Here is a 26594-nt window from a genome sequence, read left to right as displayed (position 1 = left end):
AGTTTTACCCAGCGGTTGTCGGGCGAGAGCTCGTTCTCGAAAGGGGTGGAAAATCCGTTCAGCGTAAGTTGGTTCGATGGCGTATATTTGATCATAACTGCACGGGTATGTTACCCTAAGTTAGGGAAACCCGTGCACTTGTACAACGGAATTCGTCGATTGTTCAAAAATAAAATGCTGATTGTTAATATCTTACGTTCCCGTTGATAGAAAATCAGCAAGCCCTACGTAATCCGCAATATCCACTCGCTGGTGCGAGCGTCACGCTGGTAACCTAATCTTCCCGGCCAAGGATTGTAAATCATCAACAGAAAACCTGGCTTCTATCCGGTTGTAAAGGGTGCCCTACCAGCCCCGCCAGTGCGGGCCAAAAACGGGAACCAAAAACGGGCACGCAATTTCAGGGCAATAGATGGGGGCACTGCCCTGACTATTAGATGTTACCCCTCCAAAATGGAAGAGAGCTCAAACCAACGCTCGGTCTTGGTGGCAATGGTGTCCGCAATTTCCTTTAGGCGCACCGAGAGGGCGTCAATTTCCTCACCACTGAGACCGGCATCCAAAAATTGGGCCTCCACCGCTTCTTTCTCTTCCTCCAGTTTTTGGATGTCCTTTTCCAATTGTTTGTGCTCCTTTTGCTCCCTGTAGGAGAGCTTGGCGCCGGTTTCGGGCTGTTTCCAGGTGTTTTTGGTGGGCTCGGAAGGGCTTTTTTGATCACGCCGTTCCTGTACCTTACTGTCCTCGTACGCTCGGTAATCGGAGTAGTTCCCGGGGAAATCGGCCACCACGCCATCGCCCTTGAAAACAAACAGATGGTCCACGATCTTGTCCATGAAGTACCGATCGTGCGAGACCACGATGAGGCAGCCCTGAAAGTCCAACAGAAAGCTCTCCAATACGTTCAGGGTAACAATGTCCAGGTCGTTGGTGGGCTCGTCCAAGATGAGAAAGTTGGGGTTTTGGATCAGTACCGTGCACAGGTACAGCCGCTTGCGCTCGCCGCCGCTCAGCTTTTCCACAAAATCGTACTGTTTTTTACGGTCAAAGAGGAAGCGCTCCAAAAGTTGCTGGGCCGATATTTGCTTGCCTTTCATCAAGGGAATGAAGTCGCCAAACTCCCGGATCACATCGATCACCTTCTGTCCCTCCTTGATCTCAATGCCCTTTTGGGTGTAATAGCCAAATTTAATGGTGTCGCCAATGATCACCTTGCCGCTGTCCGGTTGTGCCCGCCCGGAGAGGATGTTTAGAAAGGTAGATTTTCCGGTGCCGTTCTTGCCAATGATGCCAATGCGCTCCCCTTTGTTGAAGTTGTAGTTGAAACCATTTAGAATGGGTTTGTCCGGGAAGGATTTGGACACCTTTACCAGCTCTACCACCTTGCTGCCCATGCGCTCCATGTTCAGCTCCAACTGGATCTGGTGTTCCTTTCTGCGCTGCCCTGCCCTTTCCTTAATGGCCTTGAAATCGTCTATCCTGGACTTGGACTTGGTGGTCCTTGCCTTGGGCTGTCGCCGCATCCAGCCCAGCTCTTTTTTGAACAGGATCTGTGTTTTGTGCTCCTCCACGGCCTGTTGTTCGATCCGGGCCTGCTTTTTTTCCAGATAGTAGGAATAATTGCCCTTGTAGGGGTAGAGCACGCCTTGGTCCAGCTCCAAGATCTCATTGCACACCCGTTCCAGGAAAAAGCGATCGTGGGTCACCATGAAGAGGGTCATGTTCTCCTTGGCAAAGTAATCTTCCAACCACTCGATCATCTCAAGGTCCAAATGGTTGGTGGGCTCGTCCAGGACCAGGAGGTCGGGCCGGTTGATCAGGGCATTCGCCAGGGCCAACCGTTTTTTTTGGCCACCGCTCAACTGGGCCACCTTGGCGTGCATGTCTTCCAACTTCAACTTAAAGAGGATCTGTTTGTACTGGGTCTCAAAGTCCCACGCGCCAAAGCGCTCCATGGCCTCAAAGGCCTTTTGGTAGCGCTCCGCATCCTCGGGGTCTTGCAGGGCGGCCTCATAGGCCTGTATAACGCGCAGCACCTCGTTGTCCGAGGCAAAAATGGTCTGCTCCACGGTGAGGTTCCCATCCATTTGCGGTTCTTGGGCCAAGAAGGAGACCCGGATGTTCTTGCGGTAGTTCACCTGGCCGGAGTCTGGGGCATCGGCCCCGGAAAGGATATTGAGAATGGAGGTCTTGCCACTTCCGTTCTTGGCAATAAGGGCAATTTTTTGGTCCTTGTTGATGCCAAAGGAGAGGTTTTCAAAGAGCACCAGCTCCCCGTAGGATTTAGAAATGTTCTCAACACTGAGTAGGTTCATCAACAATGGCGTTTAAAGATTAAAGATAAAAACACAACCGCTCTCCAGGCCGCCCAGCAATGGGATCCCACGTCCTTGTCCCGGTGCCCTTTTCGTTGCGGTGCCGTCCATTGGCGGGCACCGCCGCTCAAGCACTTTGGGGCAGGGGAGGTCTCCGCAGGTACCAGATGAGGTAGCCGTAGCGCACCGCCAGGGCCAACAGCACAAAAATAATGAGCGGTGAAAATACCTGTACGGCCAACAGCCACAAAATTACGGTAATTGCCAGTAAAAGCAGTGCCAGGGCCAGATATGGGAACAACCATTTTGGCAGTGGCTCCCGGGCCACGTAAAAGGCCACGATCAAATGGGTGGCCAGGGCCCAGAGCAGGTTCAGGTTGCCCTTGGTGGCGTCATGGTCCGTAAAGAACCAGAGAAAGACAATGATGGCGCCGGCCAGCCCGGTAAAGGCAAACAGGAAAACATCCAGTGCCCTGCTCCGCGAGGCCCGCTGCCCATCGCGGTAGGTGACCCAGAGGGTGAGCAGCGACAACAGGCCCAGCCAAAAGGCCGGGGACAACAGGAACGGGGTGTGGTCTTGCGGCGTGGGGAGGTCCAGCACCACGGTTTCTTCCCCGGCCAGGGGTTGGCCGTTCACGGTGGTATGCTTCAGCTGCTGGTACACATAAATGGGCAGGAACATGTGCTCGTACGGGGTGGCCTCGCGATCTATGACGCTCCCCAGGGCCAGGTCTATGCCAAAGTTGGACCAGGAGTTCACGTTCAGGTTTTGGTGTATGAGCTGCCTAAAGGTGCGTTGTTCGCCTAGATGCGAAAAATTGAACTCCAGGGCATTGCCCAGGTTTTTTTCAAAGACCTCGGGTATTTTGGTGGCGCAGTTCTCAAACAGAAAATCGTACTTGTACAGACGGTTTTGGGGCAGCAGGTTGGTTTCCAGAAAAGAGACCACGGCCTTTCGTTGTTCCAGATCAAGGTTCAGCGGCTGCTCCCTTACCCAGCGCTGCTCGATCACATAGCTTTTTTTAAAGAGGTCAAACGGGTATCGGCTAATGGTATAGTCCAACTTGCCCCGCACAAAGTTGAGGTAAAAGTTGGGGTCCTCAAAATTGTAGGTACCGTAGCCATACACCACATCCACCCCAAGGGCCGGGTCTTGCAAACGGATGCCGCTGTGGCCAAACTTGGCGGCCAGGTCCGTGCCGGTGCCCACGGTAAGAAGGCTCAGTTTGGACAGGGGAGACAGTTCGCCACCTTGGGAAAAGCCCCTGACAAAGAGGCACATAAAGAGCAGCGTAAGGATTATGGTTTGCTTCATCAACAGAACGGCTAAGACTGCAAAGATGCAAATAATCCCAAAGCCTCCCTAGGGCTATTGTTATGGTTTTTGGGGCGAAAGGATCAAATGATGGTTTTGGTGTGAGGATTAAAGGCCATAAAGCTGGGGAAGCCCAATATTTATCTTATTTTTAGACCTTACTTGGGTACGGTCTGGGACGGCGGCTGTAAGCGCAGCTCCCAACATAAGGTACTACGAAGCAAACCGAGCAATATGAAAAAGCACATTCCCAATGTCATTACCCTGCTCAATCTCTTTTCAGGTTGCGTGGCCACCGTTTTTGCGGTCTGGAACCAGCTGGAAATGGCCGCCGTTTTTGTGGCCTTGGGCATCTTTTTCGATTTTTTTGATGGCCTGGCTGCCCGACTGTTGGACGTAAAAAGCGAGCTGGGCCTGCAGTTGGATTCCCTGGCGGATATGGTGACCAGCGGCCTGGTTCCCGGCGTGGTGCTGTTTCAGCTCTTTGCCATGTCCCAGACCGGAGGATGGAACCTGGGGGAGATGTCCGTACCGGGCGCTGGACCCTCGGGGGAGGTCTCGGCCGGTTCCCTGCTGCCCTTTGTGGGTTTTGGGGTCACCCTGGCATCGGCCTATCGCTTGGCAAAGTTCAATCTGGACGAAGAGCAGACCAGCGCTTTCATTGGGTTGCCCACGCCCGCCAATGCCCTGCTCATCCTCTCCCTGCCCCTGATCTTGTTCTACCATTCCAGTGCGTGGCTGTCCAACTTGATCCTGAACCCATTGTTTCTCATTGGGCTTACCCTGCTCAGTGCCTTTCTGCTCAACAGCCGCTTGCGCCTCTTTGCCCTAAAGTTCAAAAATTGGAGCTTTAAAGACAATGCCCTGCGCTACGTCTTTTTGGTGGTGAGTCTGGTGCTGTTGGTCACCATGCGCTTTTTGGCCATCCCCATCATCATGCTGTTCTATGTGCTGAGTTCCTTGGTGAGCCATTACGCGGGCCAAGAACAGGCCTAGTTTGTTGCCGCTTTGGGCGGATGTTCATTTTTATTGCCAGATTAAATCTTGTGGAAGCGAAAATTGTCAAGGCCAGTTTAAAGGATGCCGATATCATTTTACAGTTGTACCGTGCGGCACGGGAGTACCAGCGCACCAAAGATGGGGTGGTGGTCTGGCCGGTTTTCGGGCGCTCCTTGGTACTGGCCGAACTGCGGGAGGGAAGACAGTTTAAAATGATGGGCGGAAATGAGGTGGCCTGTGTCTGGGCGGTGACCTTTTCAGACGCGCTCATTTGGGGCCCAAAGAATGCCGATGCCGCCGTGTATGTGCACCGCATTGCCGTGCACCCCAAGTTCAGGGGGCGCAATCTGGTGGGGCGCATCGTGGAATGGGCCAAGGAATTTGCCCATGGGCACGGCAAGCGGTACGTACGTCTGGACACCGTGGGCAAGAACACCAGGCTCATTGCCCACTACACGGCCAATGGCTTTCAGTTTTTGGGGTGTTTCCCATTGGCGGAGACCAAGGGGCTCCCGGCCCATTATGCCCAGGCGCCGGTAGCTTTGTTTCAATTGGACCTGCAAGCCTGAGCCCATGGAGCCCAACATTGTACATACCAAGGAAAAAAGGACGGTGGGCCAAAGCATCACCACCAGCTTGGCCCAGGATGCCACGGTGGCCCTTTGGCGGGGTTTTGGCCCGCGGGCACGGGAAGTACCCTTCCGCTTGGGACAACACCGGATATCCCTTCAGGTCTATCCGCCAGGCTACCACGATCGTTTCCGTCCGGATGTTTCCTATGAGAAATGGGCCTTGGTGGAAGTGTCCCAATGGGATGCATGCCCCCAAGGAATGTTCCCGTTTACCGTTCCGGGAGGTCTGTATGCCGTGTTCCGGTACAAGGGGCCTGCGGGAGACCTGGGAATTTATCAATATATTTATGGGGAATGGCTCCCCAAATCGGGCTACACCTTGGACCAACGTCCGCATTTTGAAGTGTTGGGCGCCCATTATGACAAAGGGGACGCCAACGCCCAAGAAGACATCCATATTCCCATAAAAGTGTTATGAACGCATCCAAAAGACCCCCTTGGCATTATCTTTTTTTATTGATTTTGGCCGGGGAAAGCGTTTTCATTCTTCCTTTTGTCCTCTCCCGGGTGTTTCGCCCCACCGTTTTGGAGGCCTTTGCCTTGGACAATACCCAGCTGGGACTCTGCTTTTCCGTTTATGGCATCGTGGCGCTGTGCTCCTATTTTTTTGGAGGGCCCCTGGCCGATAGGTATCCGCCCCGTAAGCTCATTGCCGTGGCCCTTTGGCTCACCGCCCTGGGGGGTCTGTGGTACGCCACCTTTCCCGCTTATGGTGCCTTGAGGGTGCTGTACGGGTACTGGGGCTTTACCACCATTTTTCTCTTTTGGGCCGCCATGATCAAGGCCACCAGGGTGTGGGGCGGCAGTGCTTCCCAGGGGAAGGCCTTTGGTTTTTTGGATGGGGGCCGCGGCCTGGTGGGCGCCTTGTTTGGCTCCCTGGGCGTGTTGGTCTTCTCGCTCTTTATGGTCTCCGAAGCGGCTACCTTGGCCTTGGGCGAAACCCGGGATGCCTTTCGCGTGGTTATTTTGGTGTCTTCGGGCCTGGTGTTTTTGGTGGGCATTCTGGTATGGTTCTTTATGCGGATGGACCATGCCCGGGAGCGGGCCATTGTGGTGGAGACCATTACCGTTTCCCAAGTGGGGGCCGTGTTGCGCCTGCCCGCCGTGGGATTGTTGATGGGCATTATCCTTTGCGCCTATGTGGGGTACAAGATCACCGATGTGCTGTCGCTCTACGCACAGGACGTCATGGGCTACGATCAGTTGCGATCGGCCCAAGTGGGCACCTTCCTCCTTTTTATAAGGCCGGTGGTGGGCGTGGTGATCGGTATTTTGGCCGATCGCTCGCAAACCACCTATTGGCTGTGGGTCAGTTTTGTGGTCACCTTTTTGGGCGCCCTGCTCTTTGCCACCGGCCTCATTGACCGATCGGCGACCCTGTTGTTCTTCATGTCCATTCTGGTGGTGGCCACAGGGGTCTATGCGGCCCGGTCGCTCTACTTTGCCGTGATGCAGCGGGGCAACATTCCCTTGGTGTTCACCGGTACCGCAGTGGGCCTCATTTCCTTGGTGGGCTACACGCCCGATATCTTTGCCGGTCCCGCCATGGGGTATCTTCTGGACGCCAACCCCGGGCCCACCGGCCACCGGCACGTCTTCTGGATGTTGGCGGCGTTCTCCTTTGTGGGTGGCCTGGCCGCTTGGCAGTACCACCGCACCTTTGGCAAAACGAATGGGGCATGATGGGGAAGGGGTTGCATTTACGCTTGTCTGGCATCATCGTCATTTTGGCAGGGATTGGGTATGGCGGTGCGCCGGCGCAGGTGTTGCCGTTGGTGCTCGGTGTGGAGGTAACGGCCTTGGAAGTAAAACACATTTTGCGCGCCGTGATGGGCATCTATGCCGGCATCGGTGTTTTTTGGCTGCTGGGGGCCCATAGGGCCACGTTATGGTATGCCGCCACCCTGAGCAATGTGTTGTTCATGGGCGGGATTTCCTTGGGGCGCCTCATCGCCAGCCTGGTAGATGGGGCGTTGTGGCCCTTTACCGTGGCCTTGGTGTTGGAGCTATGGTTCTTTGCCTGGGGACTATACAATTTAAAGAAGTACGGGGAACACCCACCGGACTGATGGCTTTGTACATTTCCGGTCTTTCCACCCGGAAGGTGGGCATAACCTTGGGCATCCTCCCAAAAATGGCCATCCCGGGATATTTAAAAATCCAGCTTCTTCTTTCTGAGCTCAAAGTTCTGTCCCAAATAGACCTTGCGCACCATTTCATCTGCGGCCAGGTCTTCCGGCACGCCAGATTTTAAGATGCCGCCCTCAAACATCAGGTAGGAGCGTTCCGTAATGGCCAAGGTCTCCTGTACGTTGTGGTCCGTGATCAAAATACCAATGTTCTTGTTCTTCAGCTGGGCCACAATGCGCTGAATGTCTTCCACGGCCACGGGATCCACGCCGGCAAAGGGTTCGTCCAACAAAATGAACTTGGGGTCCGTGGCCAGTGCCCTGGCAATTTCGGTGCGTCGCCGTTCGCCACCTGAAAGCAGATCGCCACGACTCTTTCTAATGTGCCCAAGGCCAAATTCCTCTATGAGCGATTCCATTTTCATGTGCTGCTCCTTTTTGCTCATTTTGGTGAGCTGCAGCACGCTCAGGATGTTTTTTTCAATGCTCAGCTTTCTAAACACCGAGGCCTCTTGGGCCAAGTAACCAATACCGTTCTGGGCCCTCTTGTACATTGGGAACCTGGTGATGTCCATGTCATCCAGATAAATGTTGCCCCCATTGGGTTTTATCAGGCCCACGATCATGTAGAAAGAGGTGGTCTTTCCCGCCCCGTTGGGCCCCAAGAGCCCCACGATCTCCCCCTGGTTCACTTCCAAGGAGATGCCCTTGACCACCCTGCGGTTGCGGTAGGCCTTCATGATGTTTTCAGCTCTGAGCTTCATATTTTCAAAACTAAGCCTATTTGCCCCAGGGCAAAAGGGATTGTCATTTATTTAACGTCACGGGCACCGCTTTGGGCCTTGTGCCCACCACGCACTGCCCCGGTGGGTTGCACGCTATTTTTTTGGCCCCACGTCCTTGTTCCTTTTGCGCTCCCGGGCCTCCCGTTTGGCCTCGTTCTTCATGACCCGGGCAGAGATGAAAATACTGATCTGGTAGAGGATCAGCACCGGAATGGCCACAATGATCTGGCTGGTCACGTCCGGTGGGGTGATCACGGCCGAAAGGATGAGCACCACCACCAGGGCAATCTTGCGGTATTTCCGCATCAGCTCCGGGGTCACCAGTCCCACCTTGGTCAGGAAATAGATCACTATGGGCAGTTCAAAGAGAATGCCACAGGCAATGACCGAGGTACGTACGGTGGAGATAAAGGAGGCCAGATCGAACTCATTGGTCACTTCGGCGCTCACCTGGTAAGTGCCCAAGAAGTTAATGGAGAGCGGGGCCACCACGTAATAGCCAAAGAGCACCCCCAAAAAGAACAGGAAGGAGGCAATGAGAATGAAGCCCCTGGAATTTTTTCGCTCTTTTTCATAAAGCCCGGGGCTTATGAATTTCCACATCTCATAGAGCACATAGGGGAAGCCCACAATGAAGCCGGCCCAGATGGAGGTCCAGATGTGGGCGGAGAATTGCCCGGACATGAGCCTGCTCTGTATGGTAAAAGGCAGTTTTTCGGCACAAAAGGCCGATTCAAAGCCCAAGACGGTGGCAATTTCACAAAAGAGCCTGTAGGTGGGGAAGTCCATTTTTTTGGGCCCGAAGATGATGGTGTCAAAAATGAAATCCTTCATTAAAAATGCGGCAGAGCCAATAATGACCACGGCCATGACCGATCTTATCAAATGCCATCTCAGTTCTTCCAGATGGTCTAAAAATGACATTTCGTTAGGTGGTGTTTTTGCTTTAGCGCCCATTTATAGAATGCCTTCGTTAATAAGGTTGTGTAGATGTATGACCCCAACGTACGCGTTGTTTTCCGTGGCCAGTAACTGGGAGATGCCTTTGTTCTGCATCTGCTCCAATGCCTTTACGGCCAGGGTGTCTGCCGGGATGGTTTTTGGGTTTTTGGTCATGATGTCCCGTGCCGTGAGTCCCTTGATGTTGTCATGCCGGTTCAGCATGCGCCTTATGTCGCCATCGGTCACGATGCCCACAATGCTGCCCTTGTCCAACACGGCGGTAACGCCCAGCATCTTTTCCGAGATTTCCACGATCACCTGTTTCACCTCGGTCTCTGGGGTCACTTGCGGTACTTGGTTGTTTTTTACAATATCCGTTACCCTCAGGTACATTTTCTTGCCCAGGGCCCCACCGGGGTGGTACTTGGCAAAATCGGTACTGCTAAACCCCTTCAACTTTAAAAGTACAATGGCCAGGGCGTCTCCCATCACCAATTGGGCCGTGGTGCTGGTGGTGGGGGCCAGACCGTTGGGGCAGGCCTCTTTTTTTACAAAGGTGTTCAGGACAAAATCTGCGTGCCGGCCCAAATGGGAGCCGGGATCGCCGGTGATGCCCACCAATTTGTTGCCGCCCCGCTTGATCAGGGGCACCAACATTTTTATCTCCGGGGTGCTTCCGCTCTTTGAGATGCAAATGACCACGTCGTCCTTTTGCACGGTGCCCAGGTCCCCGTGGATGGCATCTGCCGCGTGCATGAAAATGGCGGGCGTTCCGGTGCTGTTCAGGGTGGCCACGATCTTGGTGGCAATGATGGCGCTCTTGCCAATGCCCGATATGATCACCCGCCCCTTGGAATCCAAAATGCACTGTACCGCTTGGGCAAAGTCGTTGTCCAAAAGTTGGGCCAGATGGCCTATGGCATCCCGTTCCGTGGCTATGGTTTCACGGGCAATGTCCAGGATGGTACGCGCGGTGGTCAAGCTATATTTGTGTTTTATGGGTGGAATTCCTAAAAGAATATATTATCTTTAAGATTACAAAATTACATAAACTATATATGAAAAGATGTTTCTGCCCCAAGAAATTGGGCACTGCCCGCACCACTTCGCAAATGCTTTGGGGTGGGCAGGAAACAGCAATTACTTCACGAAATTGAACAAAGTGACAAACACTGACCATTCAGAACAAACGGACTTGCACGCCGGTTTAAAAAAGTTTTTTGGCTTTACCCAGTTCAAGGGATTGCAGGAGGCCGTGATCAAACACATTTTAGAGCGCAAGAACACCTTTGTGATCATGCCTACCGGTGGGGGCAAATCGCTCTGCTACCAGCTCCCGGCCCTGATGCAGCCGGGCACCGCCATTGTGGTGTCTCCCCTCATTGCCCTGATGAAGAACCAGGTCGATGCCATACGGGGCGTCTCGGACCATGACGGGGTGGCCCACGTGCTCAATTCCTCGCTCAACAAGGCCGAGATACGGCAGGTAAGGGAAGACATTGCGCAGGGCATCACCAAATTGTTGTACGTGGCTCCGGAGTCGCTCACCAAAGAGGAGAACGTGGATTTCCTGCGCTCCGTCACCATTTCCTTTGTGGCGGTGGACGAGGCCCATTGCATCTCCGAATGGGGCCACGACTTTAGGCCGGAGTACCGCAACCTGCGCTCCATTGTGGAGCGTTTGGGAAACGATATCCCCGTTATTGGCCTCACGGCCACGGCCACGCCCAAGGTACAGGAAGACATCATGAAAAACTTGGGCATCCTTGACGCCAAGCTGTTCAAGGCCTCCTTTAACCGGCCCAACCTCTTTTATGAAGTGCGGACAAAGACCGCGAACATTGAGACGGACATTATCCGGTTCGTGAAACAGAATACCGGCAAATCGGGCATTATCTATTGCCTTAGCCGAAAAAAGGTGGAGGAACTGGCCCAAGTGCTGCAAGTGAACGGTATTTCTGCCGTGCCCTACCATGCCGGTTTCGATGCCAAGACGCGCTCCAAGTACCAGGACATGTTCCTTATGGAAGATGTGGATGTGGTGGTGGCCACCATTGCCTTTGGCATGGGCATAGACAAGCCCGATGTCCGCTTCGTCATCCACCATGACATTCCCAAGAGCATTGAGAGCTACTACCAGGAAACGGGCCGTGCCGGCCGTGATGGTGGTGAAGGGCACTGCTTGGCCTTCTACTCCTACAAGGACATTGAAAAACTGGAAAAGTTCATGTCCGGAAAGCCCGTGGCCGAGCAGGAGATCGGCAACGCGCTGCTGCAGGAGGTGGTGGCCTATGCCGAGACGTCCATGAGCCGCAGAAAGTTCATGCTCCATTATTTTGGGGAGGAGTTTGACGAGGTGAACGGTGCCGGGGCCGATATGGATGACAATGCCCGTAATCCCAAGGAGCGGATAGAGGCCAAGGAAGAGGTGCTGAAGTTGTTGCAGGTGGTGCAGGGCACCAGCGAAAAACTAAAGAGCAGGGACGTGGCCGCCGTGCTCACCGGCCAGAGCAACGCCCTGATCGCCTCGCACAAACTTAACGAAAAGGATTTCTTTGGCATTGGCGCCGACCAGGAGGGCAACCACTGGATGGCCTTGATCCGCCAAGTATTGGTGGCCGGTCTGCTCAAAAAGGAGATCGAGCAGTACGGTGTCCTGAAAATAACCGAGGAAGGCCACGATTTTATGAAGGCCCCGGTTTCCTTTAAGATGACCAAGGACCATGTGTACAATGCCGAAAACGACAATGCCATCATGGGTGCGGCAAAAACCAATGGGGCAGCCGATCCAACCTTGCTGAAACAGCTAAAACAGCTGCGCAAGGCCCAAGCAGACAAGTTGGGGGTGCCGCCCTTTGTGGTGTTCCAAGATCCATCTTTGGAAGATATGGCCCTTAAATACCCCATTAGCAAGGAAGAGTTGATGAACGTGCACGGGGTGGGCGATGGCAAGGCCCGCAAATTTGGCGGTCCCTTCCTGGATTTCATCAAGAAGTACGTTCAGGAAAACGAGATCGTAAGACCGGACGATCTGGTGGTGAAGAGCACCGGCGCCAATTCCGGCCTAAAACTGTACATCATACAAAATGTGGATCGCAAACTGCCCCTTACGGATATTGCCTCGGCCAAGGGACTGGAGATTCCGGAGCTCTTGAAGGAAATGGAGCAGATCGTTTTCAGTGGCACCAAGTTGAACCTGAGCTACTGGATAGACGAGGTGCTGGATGAAGACCAACAGGAAGAGATACACGAATACTTTCTGGAGGCCGAAAGTGACGATCTGGAAGAGGCCATGGAGGAATTTGATGGCGAATACGAAGATGAAGAGCTCCGGTTGTACCGATTAAAGTTCATCAGCGAAGTGGCCAACTGATCTTGTCCATATATTTTGGGCTGGGGCGGGACACGGGCGTTACCTTTTGTTTTGCCGCTGGCCAAGGGTCCAAGGGAGGCTGGGAAATTCCCTGCGCCGCGGCCGCTAATCCCCTGAAAGATATTTTTCCAACAGGGCCACCGTCATCTTCTCGGTGTCCAGAGTGGCCCTGATCCCAATGGGAAAGGTAAAGTTCTGTTTTACGTGCCCAAAGCTCATGCCATAGACCGCGGGGATGTTAAGGGGCGCCACCCGATCCATCACCACTTCTTTTAAGCTGAAGGAATTGGGGTTGGTACTTTCATTGCATCCGGCACAAACACCAAAGACAATGCCCGCGGCCTTTCTAAAGGTGGGGCCCTCGAGCAATTGGGTCAGCATGCGGTCCATACGGTACGGGGCTTCATCAATATCCTCAATAAACACCAGTTTGTCCGTAAAATCCAAGGCGTGGGGCGTTCCCACCAGGGCGTTGATCAGGGTAAGGCTGCCCCCGCAGATCTCGCCCGTGGCTTTCCCCGGATAGATCACATAACGCTCGTAAACAGGGTCGTTGGCATATTTTTTTTCCAAAACGGCATTTCTAAGGATGGGCAAGGGATGGTGGGCGGTCAACACCGATTGGAAGCTGGAGATGGAGAAGGCATCGTCCAGGGTGCTGCCCACGGGCCCATGAAAACAGACCAGCCCGGTCTCTTTATAAATGCCGTGGAGCAAGGCGGTAACATCACTGAAACCAATGAGGGGCTTGGGGTGGGCTTTGATGTTGTCATAATCCAGCATGCCCATGATACGGGTACAGCCGTATCCCCCGCGAATGCAGAGTATGGCATCCACGTCCTCATTGGCGAACATATGGTCTATGTCCGCCGCCCGTTCCCGGTCCGTATTGCTAAAATAGCCGTGCCGCTGCAACAGGCGTTCCGTATGGTAGGGCCGGTAGCCCAGGGAGGTCAGGAGTTCGCGGACCTCCGCAATAAGGCCTTCCGGAAAGGCATAGCCCGGGGCAATGAGGCCTACTGTATATCCTTCGGAGAGCGGTTTGGGCAATAGCTTTGGGGTAGGGGCCTCCCTGCTCCCAGTGGCGGCGTAGGGCCAGGCGGGCAGGGCTCCCGCCAAGGAAATCCCCAATAGATTTTTAAAAAAACGTCTTCTTGCTGCCATGGTCACCTCATTTTGGTTGCCCTAAAGTACACATTTTGGCCAAATTGTATTTTGTTTAACTAAATGATAAAAAAATTAAACAAATTTTATGATGTTTGTCCTTCGGTAAAAATTACTTTTATCGAAATAAAAAACAACACTTATGAAAAAGATGACGATTACCCTGTTCAGCGCCCTATGTTTATTGGTGGTGACAAACACTATGGCACAAGAGCAGAACATTGTTGGCGTTGCCGCCGGAAATGACAACTTTACCACTTTGGTGGCTGCCGTCAAGGCTGCGGATTTGGTGGGCACCCTGAGCGGTGAAGGGCCCTTTACGGTTTTTGCACCGGTTAACGATGCCTTTGCCGCCCTTCCTGCCGGAACGGTGGAAGGTCTTTTGAAGCCCGAGAGCAAAGGGGCCCTTACCGGCATTTTAACCTACCACGTGGTAGCGGGCAAATTTATGTCAGAAGACGTCATTGCGGCCATTAACGGCAACAATGGCTCTTTTGATGTTACCACTGTGCAAGGAGGTACCATTACCCTTTCCCTTGCCGATGGCAGCGTAATGCTCAAGGATACCAAGGGCAATATGGGCAAGGTGGTCATCGCGGATGTGGCGGCCAGTAATGGTGTTGTGCATGCCATAGACTCCGTGGTCATGCCCTGATATCATATTTATTTCCCCCTTTTTTACGGAATCCTGCAGACCCCAAAAGGTTTGCGGGATTCTTTTTTGTGATTCAGGGCCTGCCCTACGGCCAAAATCCAGCTTTACCAAAGGAGGGCACCAGCAGCAACCCGTATAGTGCATCGTATGCCATTCTGGCTGCACACCCCTGGAATATCTACCGCCAGGCCCATTGTTGCCCAATCGCCGCAGGGATGGCCGTGCCGCCATTGCAAAAGTCAGTGCAACGACCTATTTTGCGGGGATCTGCCGCCGTAATGGGATTTCCATTGCCCAATCTGGGTTTAAGGACCTAGACCGGAAAAACCCTTTGCCACCACCGTTTCCGGTAAGGGGCAAAGGGTTTTTTTTGTTCGGGGAAACCTTGGCATTGGAATGGGGTGCCTTAGGTATATCGCTGTGGGGTGAAACTATCGGGCGGCGGCACCGCTGCTTTCATCCTTGTTGCGTCTTAGCTGGCGCTGTATTTTCTTGATGGCGGACTCAATGGATTTTTCCGGTTCAATGATATTGTACTCGCCCCAAAAATCGGGATCGGCAAAGCCAATGGCCTCATCGCCCAGGATAATGGTGGACCGCATGCGGTCCTTGTATTTGGGCACACTGTTCTCCGCATTTTTTTCCCAGTCCGTCACGGCCATTTCACAGTTCATGCTGTAGATGGAATTGAAGAGCTTCTTGTCCCAATTGATCTTAAACTCCAACAAGACATTGCTATAGCCGTAATGCCATTTGCCATCCCGTTCCCGGTAATCTACACGGTAGGCGATTTCTGTGGGCCATACGTCTGCGTTGCTTGGCTTTTTCCGCACAAACATCTGTGCGGCCAGGTCACGGTCCGTAATGTTCAGGGCATATTGCGCACGGGTCAGTATTTTATTTTCCGCATCTATGTAGAGCTTTCCGGTGTACAGTGGATCCAGAATGTCTGCTTTCTGGGCAAAGTTTACAATGTAGATGAGCTTGTCGTTCACCCGGGTAGATCCGTCAAAGGTAAAATGGTAATAATCCAGCACATCTTCGGTAAAGATAAAGTCGGGGTACTTTACAATGTCCACGAACAGGGCATTGAAGGGACCGCCCTGCAACTTTAGGGCCACGGTGTCCAATTTGGTGTAGTCCGTGCTTTTGCGTGCCTTATAAAGTTTAACCGCATCGCGTTTGTTGCTGGTGTAGGGGGTTTTGTAAATGTTCACCACTGCTTCGGACAGGCTTACGTTCCTTTTCCGTTTTTTAATGGTCTCGCGGTAAAAGGCGGTCATGACCGTATTGTCCGTTAAATAGTTGTCGCCCCTTTTGGCCAAGGTCTCCCGCACCAGCTGTTTCGCGTCCTTGGGAATGTTCAAGTTCACTTCCGCCAACTGCGTCACGGCTTCTTTCAGATAGATTTTGTTGTCCCTTTCTTCCAGATCCGAAAGTGCCACCGTTAGCGAACTGTAGCCCAGAAAGGAGACGACAATGTTCCTGTTCTCGGCATTGGCGGGCACTTTCAGCAGAAACTCGCCCTCGGTGTTGGTAATGGTACTGATGTTGGTGTTCTCCACCGTGAGTGAGGCAAACACCAAGGGGTCTTTGGTGCGCTCATCGAGCACTTCACCCGAAAACTCTTGGAAGGCCACGGACTGCGCCATCAGGGAATGTGTGGAAATGGCCACGAAGAAAAGGGCGGCCAGCACCCCTCCTAAAATGGTCTTTATGGAAATTGTTCTTTTATGGGTACGCATAGCACTAAGGTGTTTTTCAATACAAGATACTCATTTTAGGCGATTTTTTTTTCCATTTTAACGTTATGGGCCTTTTTTTTAGCAGTTTTACCATCCTCTTTTCATGGAGGCGAACCGGCCCGTGCGCAGCGCCTTGTCCCGCAGTGGCAAGATTTGGCCCCAGGATTTGGGCATAAGCGATCTGCCATACTCTGGCGGGCCTAGGACGGGGGGTTGTCCGTATGGTGTTTTGCGGAGGTGCTCACCAGGCGCTGCAGTTCTTTGAGCTCGGCGTCGGTGAGGCTTCTGTACTTGCCCACGGGCACGTCCAGGTGCACGTTCATGATCCTAATGCGCTTTAGTTTTTTAACCCGGTAACCAAGATGTTCGCACATTCTCCTGATCTGCCGGTTAAGACCCTGGGTAAGAACGATCTTAAACTGGTACGTGCTCATTTTGTGCACTTCGCACTTGCGCGTCACCGTGTCCAGAATGGGTACGCCCTCCCTCATTCGCTGCAAGAAATCGGTGGTCACCGGTTTGTTCACCGTGACCAGGTATTCCTTGCCGTGATTGTTTCTGGCACGCAGGATCTTGTTTACGATGTCGCCGTCATTGGTCATGAAAATGAGGCCTTCACTGGCCTTGTCCAACCGGCCAATGGGAAAGATGCGTGTGGGGTAGTCAATGTAGTCCACGATATTGTCCTTTTCCACGCCGGTATCTGTGGTGCACACAATGCCCACGGGTTTGTTAAAGGCCAGATACACCATTTTTTTTTGGGCGGCCTTAACGGGCTCCCCGTCCACGGCCACCGCATCGCCCTCCACGATCTTGGTGCCCATTTCGGGCACGCTGCCGTTTATGGTTACCCGCCCTTGTTGTATGAGCTTATCGGCTTCCCGCCGGGAACAGAAGCCCACTTCGCTCAGGAATTTGTTTATTCTGGTTTTTTTTGCTTCGCTCATAACAGGGATTCTGGTGCTGGCCGGGGTTCTTGGCTCCCGGTTTCAAGACTTGGCCCGGGCCACTTCAAGGGCGTGGATCTCCCGGCCCAGGGCGGCCAAGAAGGGAATGCCCACCGTATCGTACTCGTACTGGTTGTCATTGAAAATGCCGTTGGCGTTTACCAAAATGGTGGCCGTTAACAGAAAATCGACCTTGTTTTCCTTGTCTTTGATGTACGCGCAATCGGTCAGGGTGCCGTAGGCGAAGCCCACTTTGTTGTAAATTTCAACCTGCTCGGGCATGGGCGCCTTGCTATCGCCGAACATAAAGAACTTGCAATAGGCATCGTAGTAGGTGTTGGCATCGTAGCCGGCATTTCTGGGCAGGATGCGCATGGCATCCAAAAGGAGCTTCCGCTGTGCTTCGGACAACTGAAAGCGCTGTTCCTGCGGAAACTGTTCCGGGAAGATCACCCGCTTCAATACCTCGTGCTGGGTGGCAATGGGGTAGTGGTTCTTAAGGCTGAAATTGAACGCCCCCTCTTGTAGCCCATCGTCCTCCATATAGCCCCTTCCTTTAAGAACCCCTTCCATTTCAAGGGGTTTTGGCGCCGTGTTCACGGTGGGTTGGGTAGGGGAGGTGGTGCTGTCGTTGAGGTAAACGATCCAAGGTTTGGTGCGCAGATCGTCCGAGTGCTGTCCCAGGCGGTGCGAAATGCGCACGGGCCCCACGCCCTTATTGGCCAGCCCCTGGTTTATGGCATCTTGGCCAAGCAGTTCCACCAATCTGTTGTTCGCCAGGTTGTCGCTCACGGCAAAGATTTCAAGCACGTCCTTGGCCACGGTGCTTTCCAGGGTGTCCCCTTCCACATAGTACCGGGTGTTGTGGTTCAGGGTGTCCGTCTGGTGCAAGCGTTCCAGGGCCAGCACCGCAATGGGGAACTTTACCGTACTGGCCGGGTAAAAGTACTGTTGGTCGTTCACCTGAAAATCGTGATCGGTGAAGATGATGCTGTCGTTTCGCCGGTCTATGCGGGTATAGCGGATCTGCACCTCGTAGGGGCCGGGATCGTCCATCACCGCCCGTATGGCCGGATCTTCGGAAGCCAGGGCCAGGGCCAAGAGGTCTTGGTTTTCTTCCTGCACTTGGCAGGCCGCCAAGAAAAGGAGCAGTGTCATCTGGAGCAGGGAGCTACGCTTCATATCCTTCTTTTTTTATGGGGCATAAACTTCGCCGCGATGTGGTTTTAGGGTGTCCCGTATGCCGATCATGTCCTTTTCGTGCACCACCATAAAGGCAATGCTGTGCATCTCGGTCAGGTCTTGGTGTCCGGTAATGTTGGGTTCAAAAGACTCCAGGGCAATGTATTCCTTGAGGTGTTTTTCATGGTGCCGGGCCGTTTGGGCCGCCGCTGGCCCCCTAAAATCCCATATCAATTTTATGTCTCTTCCCATGGTTGTTTTTTTGCAATGGGCAACCGTACCATCCGCGGCCCTTTTTTTGGCAGGGCATCCGGAACAGGGCGGCCCCAAATATATGTTAAGGAAGGGGCGCCCATTTGTGTACCAAGGTGTAATTGCTATTTTTGTTCGATGATTTTTATGGTATGTGAACACAAATTTATCCAATTGTTGCGCCACGCCCTAGTTTTTGCCGGCCTAATTTCATTGATGGGCTGCGACGGACTTTTCAATAAAAAGCCCGAGCGCGAAGCTTTGGCACGGGTGGGGGAGCAATTTTTGTACAAAGATGATGTTGCCCCGCTTTTGGCGGAAGACATGACGGCGGAAGACAGTATCTCCTTTGTGAACAACTTCATCAATCAATGGGCCACGGACCGTCTGCTCTTGGGAAAGGCCAAGATAAACCTACCAGAGAACAAGTTGGAGGAGTTTGATAATTTGGTGGAAAACTACAGGACAGACCTGTACACCAGGGCCTATAAGGAGGCCTTGGTCATTAAGGGAACGGATTCGGTCATTTCAGAAGAACAGGTGCGGGCGTATTATGATGTTGAAAAGGAAAATTTTAAGTTGAAGGAAAGAATAGCCCGCCTGCGCTTTGTGCAGCTCCCCCTAAATTTCCTGAACCAGGAAGAGGTAAGTGAGCGCCTGCGCCGGTTTGAGGCCGAAGACCGTCGGTATCTGGATTCGATCGGGGTGCAGTTCAACAAGCTCAACTTTAACGATTCCATCTGGGTGCGCGCCAGCAGGGTCATGGAGGAGATACCCCCCATTACCTACGACAATCTGGACCGATACCTAAAAAACTCACAATTTTTTGAGCTACAGGACTCATTAGGGGTATATTTGGTGAAAGTTGAGGAGACCAAGGACCTTAATGGCATTGCACCGCTTTCCTTCGTGGTGCCCCGTGTAAGGCAAATATTATTGAACCGTCGCCGGTTGGACTATCTGCGAAAACTGGAAGCAGAGATAAAGGACGAAGCCATAAAAGATAAGGAATTTCAAATTTTTGATAATGAAAACTAGACAATGGATTACGGCCATGGCCCTTTGCCTTGTGGCCATGGGAGCTGCCCAAGAAACCACCACTGCCCCCCAAGAAATCGCAGACGCCTCGGTGGCCCAGCCCATGGACTCCGCCAAGGTGGGCAAGCGCATAAAGCTGGATGGCATTGCCGCTGTGGTGGGAGACTATGTGATATTGGACTCCGACATTGAAAAGACCCTGATCGACCTCAAGAGCCAGGGGGCGGCCACCGCAGATGTCACCAAATGTGGCCTTTTGGGCAAACTGATGGAAGATCGGCTCTATGCCCACCAGGCCGTACAGGACAGTATCTTGGTATCCGATGATGAGGTAAACATGCAGGGCGAGCGGCAACTGCAACAATTGGTGCAGCAGATCGGCTCTATGGAAAAGGTGCTGCGGTACTATAAAAAAGAGGACGAGCAGAGTTTCAGGGAAGAGCTTTTCAACATCAACAAATTGAGAATGCTCTCCGAAAAGATGCAACAGGACATTATCAAGGACGTTGAGATCACGCCAGAGGAGGTGCGGCAGTTCTTCAATAAGATTCCCGAAGACGAGCGCCCCGTGTTCGGTGCGGAACTGGAAATTGCCCAAATTGTGAAAGAGCCAAAGCCCACTGATGCCGAAAAACAAAAGGTCATCGACAAATTGAACGAAATCAAGGCCGATGTGGAGGACAATGGGGCCAGTTTCAGTGTAAAGGCCATCTTATACTCACAGGACCCGGGATCAAAGTCCAAGGGCGGTTTTTACAGTATTACCAAAGACACCGGTTTTGACAAGACCTTTAAGGATGTGGCCTTTAGCCTGCAGCAGGGCGAAGTGTCCGAGCCTTTCGAGACCCCTTTTGGTTACCACATCATCTACATTGAAAAAATTAGGGGCCAGGAATTGGATCTGAGGCACATTCTGGTGCAGCCCGAAATCTCCAGTGATGCGCTGGAAGAGGCCAAAAGGGAACTGGATACCATCCGCCAGCAGATCATGGACGGCAAGTACACCTTTGCCGAGGCCGCCCTGAACTTCTCCGATCAAAAAGAGACCAAGTTCGAAGGGGGCGTGCTGCGCAACCCCATTAATTTCGACAGTCGTTTTGAGCTTACCAATATGGATCCCAACCTTTACAACCAGGTGCGCGAGCTCAAGGACAACGAGATTTCGTTCCCCGTTTTGGAAGACGATCCCCTTGGTGGTGGGCCAAGCTATAAGATTTTGCAGGTGACCAACCGCTATGAGGAACACGTGGCAGATTTTGCCCAGGACTATGTAAAGATCCAGGAGCTGGCCAAGACGGAGAAGAAGTTCAATGCCATAAAGAAATGGATGGCAGAGCATATAGAGGACACCTATGTAAGCGTAAACGGCAGCAACCAAGATTGTGATTTTGCCAATAACTGGATAAAGAAATAAGCATGTCTGATGTTGCCGCGGTGCAGGGGCTGGTACAAAAGCACGCCGCCCTAAAAAAGGAGATTGCCAAGATCATTGTGGGCCAGGAAGAGGTGGTGGATCAGATTCTTCTGTCCATCTACACGGGGGGGCACTCCCTTCTCATTGGAGTTCCGGGCCTGGCCAAGACCCTTATGGTGAATACCATTGCCCAAGCCTTGGGCCTTGACTTTAAGCGCATACAGTTTACCCCGGACCTGATGCCCAGTGACATCCTGGGGAGTGAGGTGTTGGACCAAAACCGCAATTTCAAGTTCATAAAAGGCCCCATATTTGCCAATATCATCCTGGCCGATGAGATCAACCGTACCCCGCCCAAAACCCAGGCCGCCCTATTGGAGGCCATGCAGGAGCGCGCGGTGACCATTGCCGGGCAACAGCACCAGTTGGCCTTGCCCTATTTTGTACTGGCCACCCAGAACCCCATAGAGCAAGAGGGCACCTACCCCTTGCCCGAGGCACAGTTGGATCGCTTTATGTTTGCCATAGAATTAAAGTATCCCACGGTGCAGGAAGAGATCCAAGTGGTAAAGAACACCACCTCAGACGTCAAGGAAACCGTGAACGCCCTGTTCAATGCCCAGCAGATTCTGGAGGTGCAGGAGTTGGTGCGCCGCATCCCGGTGCCGGACAATGTGGTGGAGTATGCCGTGAACATGGTGAACGGAACACGCCCCGCACAGGAGAATGCCTCGGATTTTGTGAAAAACTATGTGGATTGGGGCGCTGGTCCCCGGGCGTCCCAGAACCTGATCTTGGCCGCCAAGGCCCACGCTGCCATAAACGCCAAGTTCTCGCCCGATCAAGAAGACGTGCGGGCCGTGGCCACCGGAATTCTAAGGCACCGCATCATCAAGAACTACAAGGCCGATGCCGAGGGCATTACCGAAGAGGACATTATTGCCAAGCTGCTCTAGCCCAAACCTATCTTCACGGTGCTGCGTTTTGGAGCATGCCCTTTTGGGTGCAAAAAATATGCCGCTGGCCAAAGTTTCAGGCATGGCGTCCCTCCTTTGCCGTGGCCGCAATCGGTGCCAGCGCGAAAGGTCTGCACGCCGGGTCTAGGTAGGGGAAATGTTTTGTGGGTGTTGCGAAATACGATGTGTGCCGGTTCCCTACAAAATCGGTGCCGTCCATTGTTTCAGAAGGGCATCGTTGGGTCTTGTTACGGCCTTTCGGTGGCATGCGCCCAGCTGTTATTTTTTGCCCTTGTTTCCTGTGGATTTGGAAATAATGAAATAGGGTTTTCCGTATTTCCACTATTGTGGGGCACTTTCTTTTGTGCATCCTTAAAAAGCACGTATTCCTTGCCTTAAAATTTCAAGAAATACCTATCTTTTCTTAATTTTACGGAATTGCTTTAACCTTAAACCAAAAATCTAATGGCATTTGACATAGACATGATCAAGAAGGTGTACGCCACCATGGCGGAACGCGTGGACAAGGCCCGGGAAATCGTGGGCAAACCACTTACCCTTTCAGAAAAAATATTGTACTCCCACCTATGGGACGGTGCACCCACCAAGGCCTTTGTGCGAGGAAAGGATTACGTGGATTTTGCGCCCGATCGCATTGCTTGTCAAGATGCCACGGCACAAATGGCCCTGCTGCAGTTCATGCAGGCCGGCAAGCCCAAAGTGGCCGTGCCCACCACCGTGCACTGTGATCACTTGATCCAGGCCAAGAGCGGTGCCACCGAAGATTTGAAGATGGCCAATACGTCCAGTGCGGAGGTGTTCGATTTTTTGGAATCCGTATCCAACAAGTACGGCATAGGTTTTTGGAAGCCCGGGGCGGGAATCATACACCAAGTGGTTCTGGAAAATTACGCTTTTCCCGGCGGAATGATGATCGGTACCGATTCCCATACGGTGAATGCCGGTGGCTTGGGCATGGTGGCGATCGGCGTTGGCGGTGCAGATGCCGTGGACGTTATGGCCGGAATGGCCTGGGAGCTCAAATTCCCAAAATTGATCGGGGTTAGGCTAACCGGTAAGATAAGCGGTTGGACCGCCCCAAAGGACGTCATTCTAAAAGTGGCCGAAATTCTCACCGTTAAAGGCGGTACCGGAAGTATTGTGGAATACTTTGGGCCCGGTGCCCTGGCCCTGTCCTGCACCGGAAAGGGAACCATATGCAACATGGGCGCGGAGATCGGGGCCACCACCTCCACCTTTGGTTACGATGAGTCCATGGAACGTTATCTAAGGGCCACCGATCGTGAAGACGTGGCCGATGCGGCCAACCAAGTGGCCGCCCACCTTACGGCAGATCCCGAGGTGTATGAAAACCCTGAAGCCTATTTTGATCAGGTCATTGACATTGACCTTTCAGAGCTTACACCGCTCTTGAACGGTCCCTTTACCCCGGACCTCAGTACCACTGTGGGTACTGAGATGACCAAAAAGGCCACCGAAAACGACTGGCCCCTCCAGGTGGAGTGGGGCCTCATTGGTTCCTGTACCAACTCTTCCTATGAAGACCTTTCCCGGGCTTCCTCCATTGCCAAACAGGCCTTGGACAAGGGCTTGAAGGTAAAGGCGGAGTTTGGCATCAACCCCGGATCGGAACAGGTGCGCTTTACCGCAGAGCGGGATGGCATCTTGGAACTGTTCGAGAAGTTGGACGCCAAAATATTCACCAATGCCTGTGGGCCCTGTATTGGCCAGTGGGCACGGTACAGCGATCCAAAGAATGCACCAAAGAACAGTATTGTGCATTCTTTTAACCGAAACTTTGCCAAACGTGCGGATGGCAACCCCAACACTCATGCCTTCGTTGCTTCCCCCGAAATTACCGCGGCCATTGCCATAGCGGGAAGGTTGGACTTTAACCCCATGACCGATGCCTTGGTGAACGAGAACGGAGAGGAGGTGCGCTTCGATGAGCCCACTGGCTGGGAACTGCCCCCAAAAGGCTTTGAAGTGGAAGATGCCGGATACCTGGCCCCCGATGAAGACGGTAGTGGGGTGGAAGTGATCGTGAGCAAGGAGTCAGAGCGCCTGCAGCTCCTGGAGCCCTTTTTGCCCATAAAGGATGAGCAATTGCAGGGCGTGAAACTGTTGATCAAGGCCTATGGAAAATGTACCACGGACCACATCTCCATGGCGGGGCCCTGGCTGCGTTTCCGCGGACATCTGGACAATATTGCCAACAATACCCTGATCGGAGCGGTCAATGCCTTTAACAAAAAGACCAATTTTGTCAAGAACCAACTTACCGGGGACTACGAAGGCGTTCCAGATACACAGCGCGCCTACAAGGCCGCCGGAATCAAAACCATAGTGGTGGGAGACCACAACTATGGCGAGGGCTCCTCAAGGGAACACGCCGCCATGCAGCCCAGACATTTGGGCGTGGCCGCCGTTCTGGTAAAGTCTTTTGCCAGAATACATGAGACCAACCTCAAGAAGCAGGGAATGCTGGCCCTTACCTTTGCCAATGAAACTGATTACGACCTGATCCAGGAAGACGACACCTTCAACTTTGTGGATATTGCGGACTTTGCCCCAGATGTGCCCCTTACCATCGAGGTGGTGCACAAAGACGGTAGCAAGGACACCATAAAGGCGAACCATACCTACAATGCCCCACAAATTGGTTGGTACAGGGAGGGTTCTGCCCTAAATGTGATCAAGAGGGAAAACGCCGCTTAGTGGGCGGTCATCATAAATAAAAACTCCCAAGGCACTTTGGGAGTTTTTTTTTAATCGTAGCGCATCCCCATGAAAAAACAAACCCTTGTCACGCTTTTGGTCATTGCCTTTGTGCTGTCTTTCTTTGTAACCCCTCTGGGGGATTACAGTAAGGTAATGCTCAACCGGGTTTTTGCCACCGCACCCACCATCATCTCCCCGTCACAAAGGGCGCGGATACCACATTACGATTGGAGGCTGAAGGACAGTGAGTGGCGGTACATTAATTTTGAACGCTCCAGGGGCAAGGTGGTTTTCCTGTCTTTCTGGACCACTTGGCACATTCCCTCCAGGGCACAGCTGCAAGACATACAGACCCTATATGAAAAGTATGGCCGGCAGGTGCACTTTTACATCGTTACCGATGAGGAGCGGGAACCGGTCCTTGAATTTATGGAAGATGCCCCCTATACCTTTCCCATTACCTATCAGATCCTTGGGGAGACCAGCCCCATTGCCTTGCTGAAACCTCCCGGCACCTATGTGCTGGACAAAGAAGGGGCCATTGCCGTGCACCAGGAAGCCATAGCCGACTGGGACAACCAAAAAGTGTACGGGCTGTTGGACCAACTCCTGGCCCAAGCAGCAAAAGCACCCGAAAGGACTAACCCATAGACAGCCCCAAGAAACGATGCCACAGGTAACCACCCTTACTTTTTTTAGATATGGCGGAATTTGGCCAAAGGTATGGGCTTTTGGCATGATGCAATTTGCCCATGGCCATCTCAGGGACGTTCCGGGACTGCAGACGTATAAGCTTATGGGCAGCGGCAAGGAAGGCTTTGACCCTATGCCCGATTGGAGCGTGTATGCACTGCTCCAAATTTGGGACAACGAGGTGTGCGCCGATGTTTTCTTCAATACCGCAACCCTTATGGACAACTATGGGCGCAAAGCCTCCGAACGTTGGACCATTTATATGCGCAACACCAAAGCGGTGGGGAAATGGGGCGGTAAGAATCCCTTTGAAACCAGCAATGAAATCGACCCAGACAACCCCTTAATGGCCGTGATCACCAGGGCCACCATCAAATTGGGGTTTTTAAGGAAGTTTTGGCGCTACGTGCCCACCTCCCAGGCGCCCCTGGCCCATAGCAGGGGACTGCTCCATACCAAGGGAATAGGGGAAGTGCCCTTTGTGCAAATGGCCACCTTCAGTATTTGGGAGAACGGGGACGCCCTGATGGACTTTGCCTACAAGAGCAAGGAGCACCGGCAGGCCATTGTGAAGACCAGAAAATTGGATTGGTACAAGGAAGAGCTTTTCTCCCGCTTTCAGCCCTATAGGTCCGTGGGCAGCTGGCAGGGCAAAGATCCTTTAGAAAAGTACCTCGGATAAGAAATAGAAGTACATAAAAAAGACCAACTGGGCCAAATAGAGGTGTGCGCTGAAGAGGCGGTTTCCAGAGACTTTTAGCCCCTTCAATACCACCTGGAAGAGTAGGGCCAAACCAAACCAGGTCAGGTAATTTTCCAGGCCGGCCAAACCACCTTCGAACGTCCAGAAATCGAAAATGGGCGCACTGTATTCCATAAAATAATCGAGTAAGACCATAAGGGCCGTGGCCAAGGACACCTTGAGGGCAGTGTGCATGTTAAAGTAGTCCATGATGCCCGCCGTAATAAAGGTGAGCACGGCCCAATTGGTGCCTATGAGCAGGGGTATGCCATCTATTTTGGGGCCAAAATTGGCGCCATAGGCATATTCGCCAAAAAGGATACCGTAGTGCACGCCGATCCATTCTGCCAAAAAGCCCCCGGTAAAGAACAGGCCAAAGGCCAGAACCTTCCTTAGGTTGTCCAGAGGATAACAGATAAGAAAAAGGAAGAGGCACAAGCTCAGGTTCAGGTCGGTCTTTGTTATGAACCAATCCAAATGGCCCATGCCAATGCCGATCATGGCAGAGACATGGAAGAGCCAAATGGTTCCAATGGCCAGAACCACCTTTTTTTGTTCCAGTTCTTTGAGCATGCGT

Annotated in this window: 24 protein-coding genes; 13 read left to right on the top strand and 11 right to left on the bottom strand. The window is 52.8% G+C overall.

What is annotated here, in order from left to right; translation table 11 throughout:
• Window positions 1-440 precede the first annotated feature (440 nt).
• Window positions 441-2312 carry an ABC-F family ATP-binding cassette domain-containing protein gene (locus ACKWCC_RS14120; RefSeq protein ID WP_413996596.1) on the bottom strand — a complete coding sequence of 624 codons (1872 nt, stop codon included), beginning with the start codon at window positions 2310-2312 and terminating at the stop codon, window positions 441-443.
• A gap of 127 nt (window positions 2313-2439) precedes the next feature.
• A complete protein-coding gene (locus ACKWCC_RS14115; protein WP_413996595.1) occupies window positions 2440-3627 on the bottom strand; it encodes a lipoprotein N-acyltransferase Lnb domain-containing protein in 1188 nt (395 codons plus the stop codon).
• 234 nt (window positions 3628-3861) lie between these two features.
• Here ACKWCC_RS14115 and ACKWCC_RS14110 point away from each other — a divergent pair, with 234 nt between their 5' ends.
• The 5 genes from ACKWCC_RS14110 to ACKWCC_RS14090 are packed head-to-tail and all read left to right on the top strand — an operon-like array spanning window position 3862 to window position 7327.
• Window positions 3862-4623 (top strand): CDP-alcohol phosphatidyltransferase family protein, encoded by a 762-nt coding sequence (locus tag ACKWCC_RS14110; RefSeq protein ID WP_413996594.1) that lies wholly within the window; start codon window positions 3862-3864, stop codon window positions 4621-4623.
• Between the two features lie 50 nt (window positions 4624-4673).
• On the top strand, window positions 4674-5195 hold the full coding sequence (locus ACKWCC_RS14105) for a GNAT family N-acetyltransferase (protein WP_413996593.1): 522 nt from the start codon (window positions 4674-4676) through the stop codon (window positions 5193-5195).
• 4 nt (window positions 5196-5199) lie between these two features.
• Entirely contained in the window at window positions 5200-5676 is a 477-nt protein-coding gene (locus tag ACKWCC_RS14100) for a GyrI-like domain-containing protein (protein WP_413996592.1), read from the top strand.
• A complete protein-coding gene (locus ACKWCC_RS14095; RefSeq protein WP_413996591.1) occupies window positions 5673-6941 on the top strand; it encodes an MFS transporter in 1269 nt (422 codons plus the stop codon). Before ACKWCC_RS14100 ends, ACKWCC_RS14095 begins: the two co-directional genes overlap by 4 nt.
• Window positions 6938-7327 (top strand): DUF4345 domain-containing protein, encoded by a 390-nt coding sequence (locus ACKWCC_RS14090; protein WP_413996590.1) that lies wholly within the window; start codon window positions 6938-6940, stop codon window positions 7325-7327. Before ACKWCC_RS14095 ends, ACKWCC_RS14090 begins: the two co-directional genes overlap by 4 nt.
• 83 nt (window positions 7328-7410) lie before the next feature.
• Here ACKWCC_RS14090 and lptB read toward each other — a convergent pair whose 3' ends face one another.
• The 3 genes from lptB to ACKWCC_RS14075 form a co-directional block, all read right to left on the bottom strand.
• Window positions 7411-8151 (bottom strand): LPS export ABC transporter ATP-binding protein, encoded by a 741-nt coding sequence (lptB, locus tag ACKWCC_RS14085; RefSeq protein ID WP_413996589.1) that lies wholly within the window; start codon window positions 8149-8151, stop codon window positions 7411-7413.
• 114 nt (window positions 8152-8265) lie between these two features.
• Window positions 8266-9096: a twin-arginine translocase subunit TatC gene (tatC, locus tag ACKWCC_RS14080; protein WP_413996588.1), complete on the bottom strand. Its 831-nt coding sequence runs from the start codon at window positions 9094-9096 to the stop codon at window positions 8266-8268.
• Window positions 9097-9129: 33 nt separating this feature from the next.
• Window positions 9130-10095 (bottom strand): KpsF/GutQ family sugar-phosphate isomerase, encoded by a 966-nt coding sequence (locus ACKWCC_RS14075; protein ID WP_413996587.1) that lies wholly within the window; start codon window positions 10093-10095, stop codon window positions 9130-9132.
• Window positions 10096-10276: 181 nt separating this feature from the next.
• Here ACKWCC_RS14075 and ACKWCC_RS14070 point away from each other — a divergent pair, with 181 nt between their 5' ends.
• Window positions 10277-12487 (top strand): RecQ family ATP-dependent DNA helicase, encoded by a 2211-nt coding sequence (locus ACKWCC_RS14070; RefSeq protein WP_413996598.1) that lies wholly within the window; start codon window positions 10277-10279, stop codon window positions 12485-12487.
• A gap of 105 nt (window positions 12488-12592) precedes the next feature.
• Here ACKWCC_RS14070 and ACKWCC_RS14065 read toward each other — a convergent pair whose 3' ends face one another.
• The gene (locus ACKWCC_RS14065) at window positions 12593-13651 is read right to left on the bottom strand and encodes a S66 peptidase family protein (RefSeq protein WP_413996586.1); all 1059 of its coding nucleotides are present in this window, start codon (window positions 13649-13651) and stop codon (window positions 12593-12595) included.
• 151 nt (window positions 13652-13802) lie between these two features.
• On the opposite strand from ACKWCC_RS14065, the gene ACKWCC_RS14060 reads away from it, so the two are divergent.
• Window positions 13803-14306, top strand: coding sequence for a fasciclin domain-containing protein (locus ACKWCC_RS14060; protein ID WP_413996597.1), 504 nt, complete (start codon window positions 13803-13805; stop codon window positions 14304-14306).
• 431 nt (window positions 14307-14737) lie between these two features.
• Here the strand turns inward: ACKWCC_RS14060 and ACKWCC_RS14055 are convergent, their stop codons facing one another.
• The 4 genes from ACKWCC_RS14055 to ACKWCC_RS14040 all read right to left on the bottom strand — a co-directional run bounded on the left by ACKWCC_RS14055 (window position 14738) and on the right by ACKWCC_RS14040 (window position 18432).
• Window positions 14738-16051, bottom strand: coding sequence for a carboxypeptidase-like regulatory domain-containing protein (locus ACKWCC_RS14055; RefSeq protein WP_413996585.1), 1314 nt, complete (start codon window positions 16049-16051; stop codon window positions 14738-14740).
• 200 nt (window positions 16052-16251) lie between these two features.
• Window positions 16252-16998 (bottom strand): 23S rRNA pseudouridine(2604) synthase RluF, encoded by a 747-nt coding sequence (gene rluF, locus ACKWCC_RS14050; protein ID WP_413996584.1) that lies wholly within the window; start codon window positions 16996-16998, stop codon window positions 16252-16254.
• Between the two features lie 42 nt (window positions 16999-17040).
• On the bottom strand, window positions 17041-18180 hold the full coding sequence (locus ACKWCC_RS14045; RefSeq protein WP_413996583.1) for a serine hydrolase: 1140 nt from the start codon (window positions 18178-18180) through the stop codon (window positions 17041-17043).
• Window positions 18181-18192: 12 nt separating this feature from the next.
• The gene (locus ACKWCC_RS14040; RefSeq protein ID WP_413996582.1) at window positions 18193-18432 is read right to left on the bottom strand and encodes a hypothetical protein; all 240 of its coding nucleotides are present in this window, start codon (window positions 18430-18432) and stop codon (window positions 18193-18195) included.
• 177 nt (window positions 18433-18609) lie between these two features.
• Here ACKWCC_RS14040 and ACKWCC_RS14035 point away from each other — a divergent pair, with 177 nt between their 5' ends.
• From ACKWCC_RS14035 to ACKWCC_RS14010, 6 genes are all read left to right on the top strand, one after another.
• The gene (locus ACKWCC_RS14035; RefSeq protein ID WP_413996581.1) at window positions 18610-19470 is read left to right on the top strand and encodes a peptidyl-prolyl cis-trans isomerase; all 861 of its coding nucleotides are present in this window, start codon (window positions 18610-18612) and stop codon (window positions 19468-19470) included.
• Window positions 19460-20884: a peptidylprolyl isomerase gene (locus ACKWCC_RS14030; protein WP_413996580.1), complete on the top strand. Its 1425-nt coding sequence runs from the start codon at window positions 19460-19462 to the stop codon at window positions 20882-20884. Before ACKWCC_RS14035 ends, ACKWCC_RS14030 begins: the two co-directional genes overlap by 11 nt.
• Before the next feature lie 2 nt (window positions 20885-20886).
• A complete protein-coding gene (locus ACKWCC_RS14025) occupies window positions 20887-21840 on the top strand; it encodes an AAA family ATPase (RefSeq protein WP_413996579.1) in 954 nt (317 codons plus the stop codon).
• A gap of 465 nt (window positions 21841-22305) precedes the next feature.
• The gene (locus ACKWCC_RS14020; protein ID WP_413996578.1) at window positions 22306-24579 is read left to right on the top strand and encodes an aconitate hydratase; all 2274 of its coding nucleotides are present in this window, start codon (window positions 22306-22308) and stop codon (window positions 24577-24579) included.
• Between the two features lie 69 nt (window positions 24580-24648).
• Window positions 24649-25233 (top strand): TlpA family protein disulfide reductase, encoded by a 585-nt coding sequence (locus ACKWCC_RS14015; protein ID WP_413996577.1) that lies wholly within the window; start codon window positions 24649-24651, stop codon window positions 25231-25233.
• An 85-nt stretch (window positions 25234-25318) separates the two neighbouring features.
• A complete protein-coding gene (locus ACKWCC_RS14010; protein WP_413996576.1) occupies window positions 25319-25957 on the top strand; it encodes a DUF3291 domain-containing protein in 639 nt (212 codons plus the stop codon).
• Here ACKWCC_RS14010 and ACKWCC_RS14005 read toward each other — a convergent pair.
• Window positions 25937-26590: a carotenoid biosynthesis protein gene (locus tag ACKWCC_RS14005; RefSeq protein ID WP_413996575.1), complete on the bottom strand. Its 654-nt coding sequence runs from the start codon at window positions 26588-26590 to the stop codon at window positions 25937-25939. The genes ACKWCC_RS14010 and ACKWCC_RS14005 overlap by 21 nt on opposite strands.
• Window positions 26591-26594: the final 4 nt, after the last annotated feature.

Origin of the sequence: Maribacter aquimarinus (assembly GCF_047345505.1) — a bacterium.
GTDB lineage: Bacteria > Bacteroidota > Bacteroidia > Flavobacteriales > Flavobacteriaceae > Maribacter.
This window is presented reverse-complemented; position numbering and strand designations above follow the sequence as displayed.

Excerpts from the sequence above, each read along its gene's own strand:
- ACKWCC_RS14120 (WP_413996596.1), bottom strand. The coding sequence starts at position 2,312 with ATGAACCTACTCAGTGTTGAGAACATTTCTAAATCCTACGGGGAGCTG.
- ACKWCC_RS14115 (WP_413996595.1), bottom strand. The coding sequence starts at position 3,627 with ATGAAGCAAACCATAATCCTTACGCTGCTCTTTATGTGCCTCTTTGTC.
- ACKWCC_RS14110 (WP_413996594.1), top strand. The coding sequence starts at position 3,862 with ATGAAAAAGCACATTCCCAATGTCATTACCCTGCTCAATCTCTTTTCA.
- ACKWCC_RS14100 (WP_413996592.1), top strand. The coding sequence starts at position 5,200 with ATGGAGCCCAACATTGTACATACCAAGGAAAAAAGGACGGTGGGCCAA.
- ACKWCC_RS14095 (WP_413996591.1), top strand. The coding sequence starts at position 5,673 with ATGAACGCATCCAAAAGACCCCCTTGGCATTATCTTTTTTTATTGATT.
- ACKWCC_RS14090 (WP_413996590.1), top strand. The coding sequence starts at position 6,938 with ATGATGGGGAAGGGGTTGCATTTACGCTTGTCTGGCATCATCGTCATT.
- lptB (WP_413996589.1), bottom strand. The coding sequence starts at position 8,151 with ATGAAGCTCAGAGCTGAAAACATCATGAAGGCCTACCGCAACCGCAGG.
- tatC (WP_413996588.1), bottom strand. The coding sequence starts at position 9,096 with ATGTCATTTTTAGACCATCTGGAAGAACTGAGATGGCATTTGATAAGA.
- ACKWCC_RS14065 (WP_413996586.1), bottom strand. The coding sequence starts at position 13,651 with ATGGCAGCAAGAAGACGTTTTTTTAAAAATCTATTGGGGATTTCCTTG.
- ACKWCC_RS14060 (WP_413996597.1), top strand. The coding sequence starts at position 13,803 with ATGACGATTACCCTGTTCAGCGCCCTATGTTTATTGGTGGTGACAAAC.
- ACKWCC_RS14055 (WP_413996585.1), bottom strand. The coding sequence starts at position 16,051 with ATGCGTACCCATAAAAGAACAATTTCCATAAAGACCATTTTAGGAGGG.
- rluF (WP_413996584.1), bottom strand. The coding sequence starts at position 16,998 with ATGAGCGAAGCAAAAAAAACCAGAATAAACAAATTCCTGAGCGAAGTG.
- ACKWCC_RS14045 (WP_413996583.1), bottom strand. The coding sequence starts at position 18,180 with ATGAAGCGTAGCTCCCTGCTCCAGATGACACTGCTCCTTTTCTTGGCG.
- ACKWCC_RS14040 (WP_413996582.1), bottom strand. The coding sequence starts at position 18,432 with ATGGGAAGAGACATAAAATTGATATGGGATTTTAGGGGGCCAGCGGCG.
- ACKWCC_RS14030 (WP_413996580.1), top strand. The coding sequence starts at position 19,460 with ATGAAAACTAGACAATGGATTACGGCCATGGCCCTTTGCCTTGTGGCC.
- ACKWCC_RS14025 (WP_413996579.1), top strand. The coding sequence starts at position 20,887 with ATGTCTGATGTTGCCGCGGTGCAGGGGCTGGTACAAAAGCACGCCGCC.
- ACKWCC_RS14020 (WP_413996578.1), top strand. The coding sequence starts at position 22,306 with ATGGCATTTGACATAGACATGATCAAGAAGGTGTACGCCACCATGGCG.
- ACKWCC_RS14015 (WP_413996577.1), top strand. The coding sequence starts at position 24,649 with ATGAAAAAACAAACCCTTGTCACGCTTTTGGTCATTGCCTTTGTGCTG.
- ACKWCC_RS14010 (WP_413996576.1), top strand. The coding sequence starts at position 25,319 with ATGATGCAATTTGCCCATGGCCATCTCAGGGACGTTCCGGGACTGCAG.
- ACKWCC_RS14005 (WP_413996575.1), bottom strand. The coding sequence starts at position 26,590 with ATGCTCAAAGAACTGGAACAAAAAAAGGTGGTTCTGGCCATTGGAACC.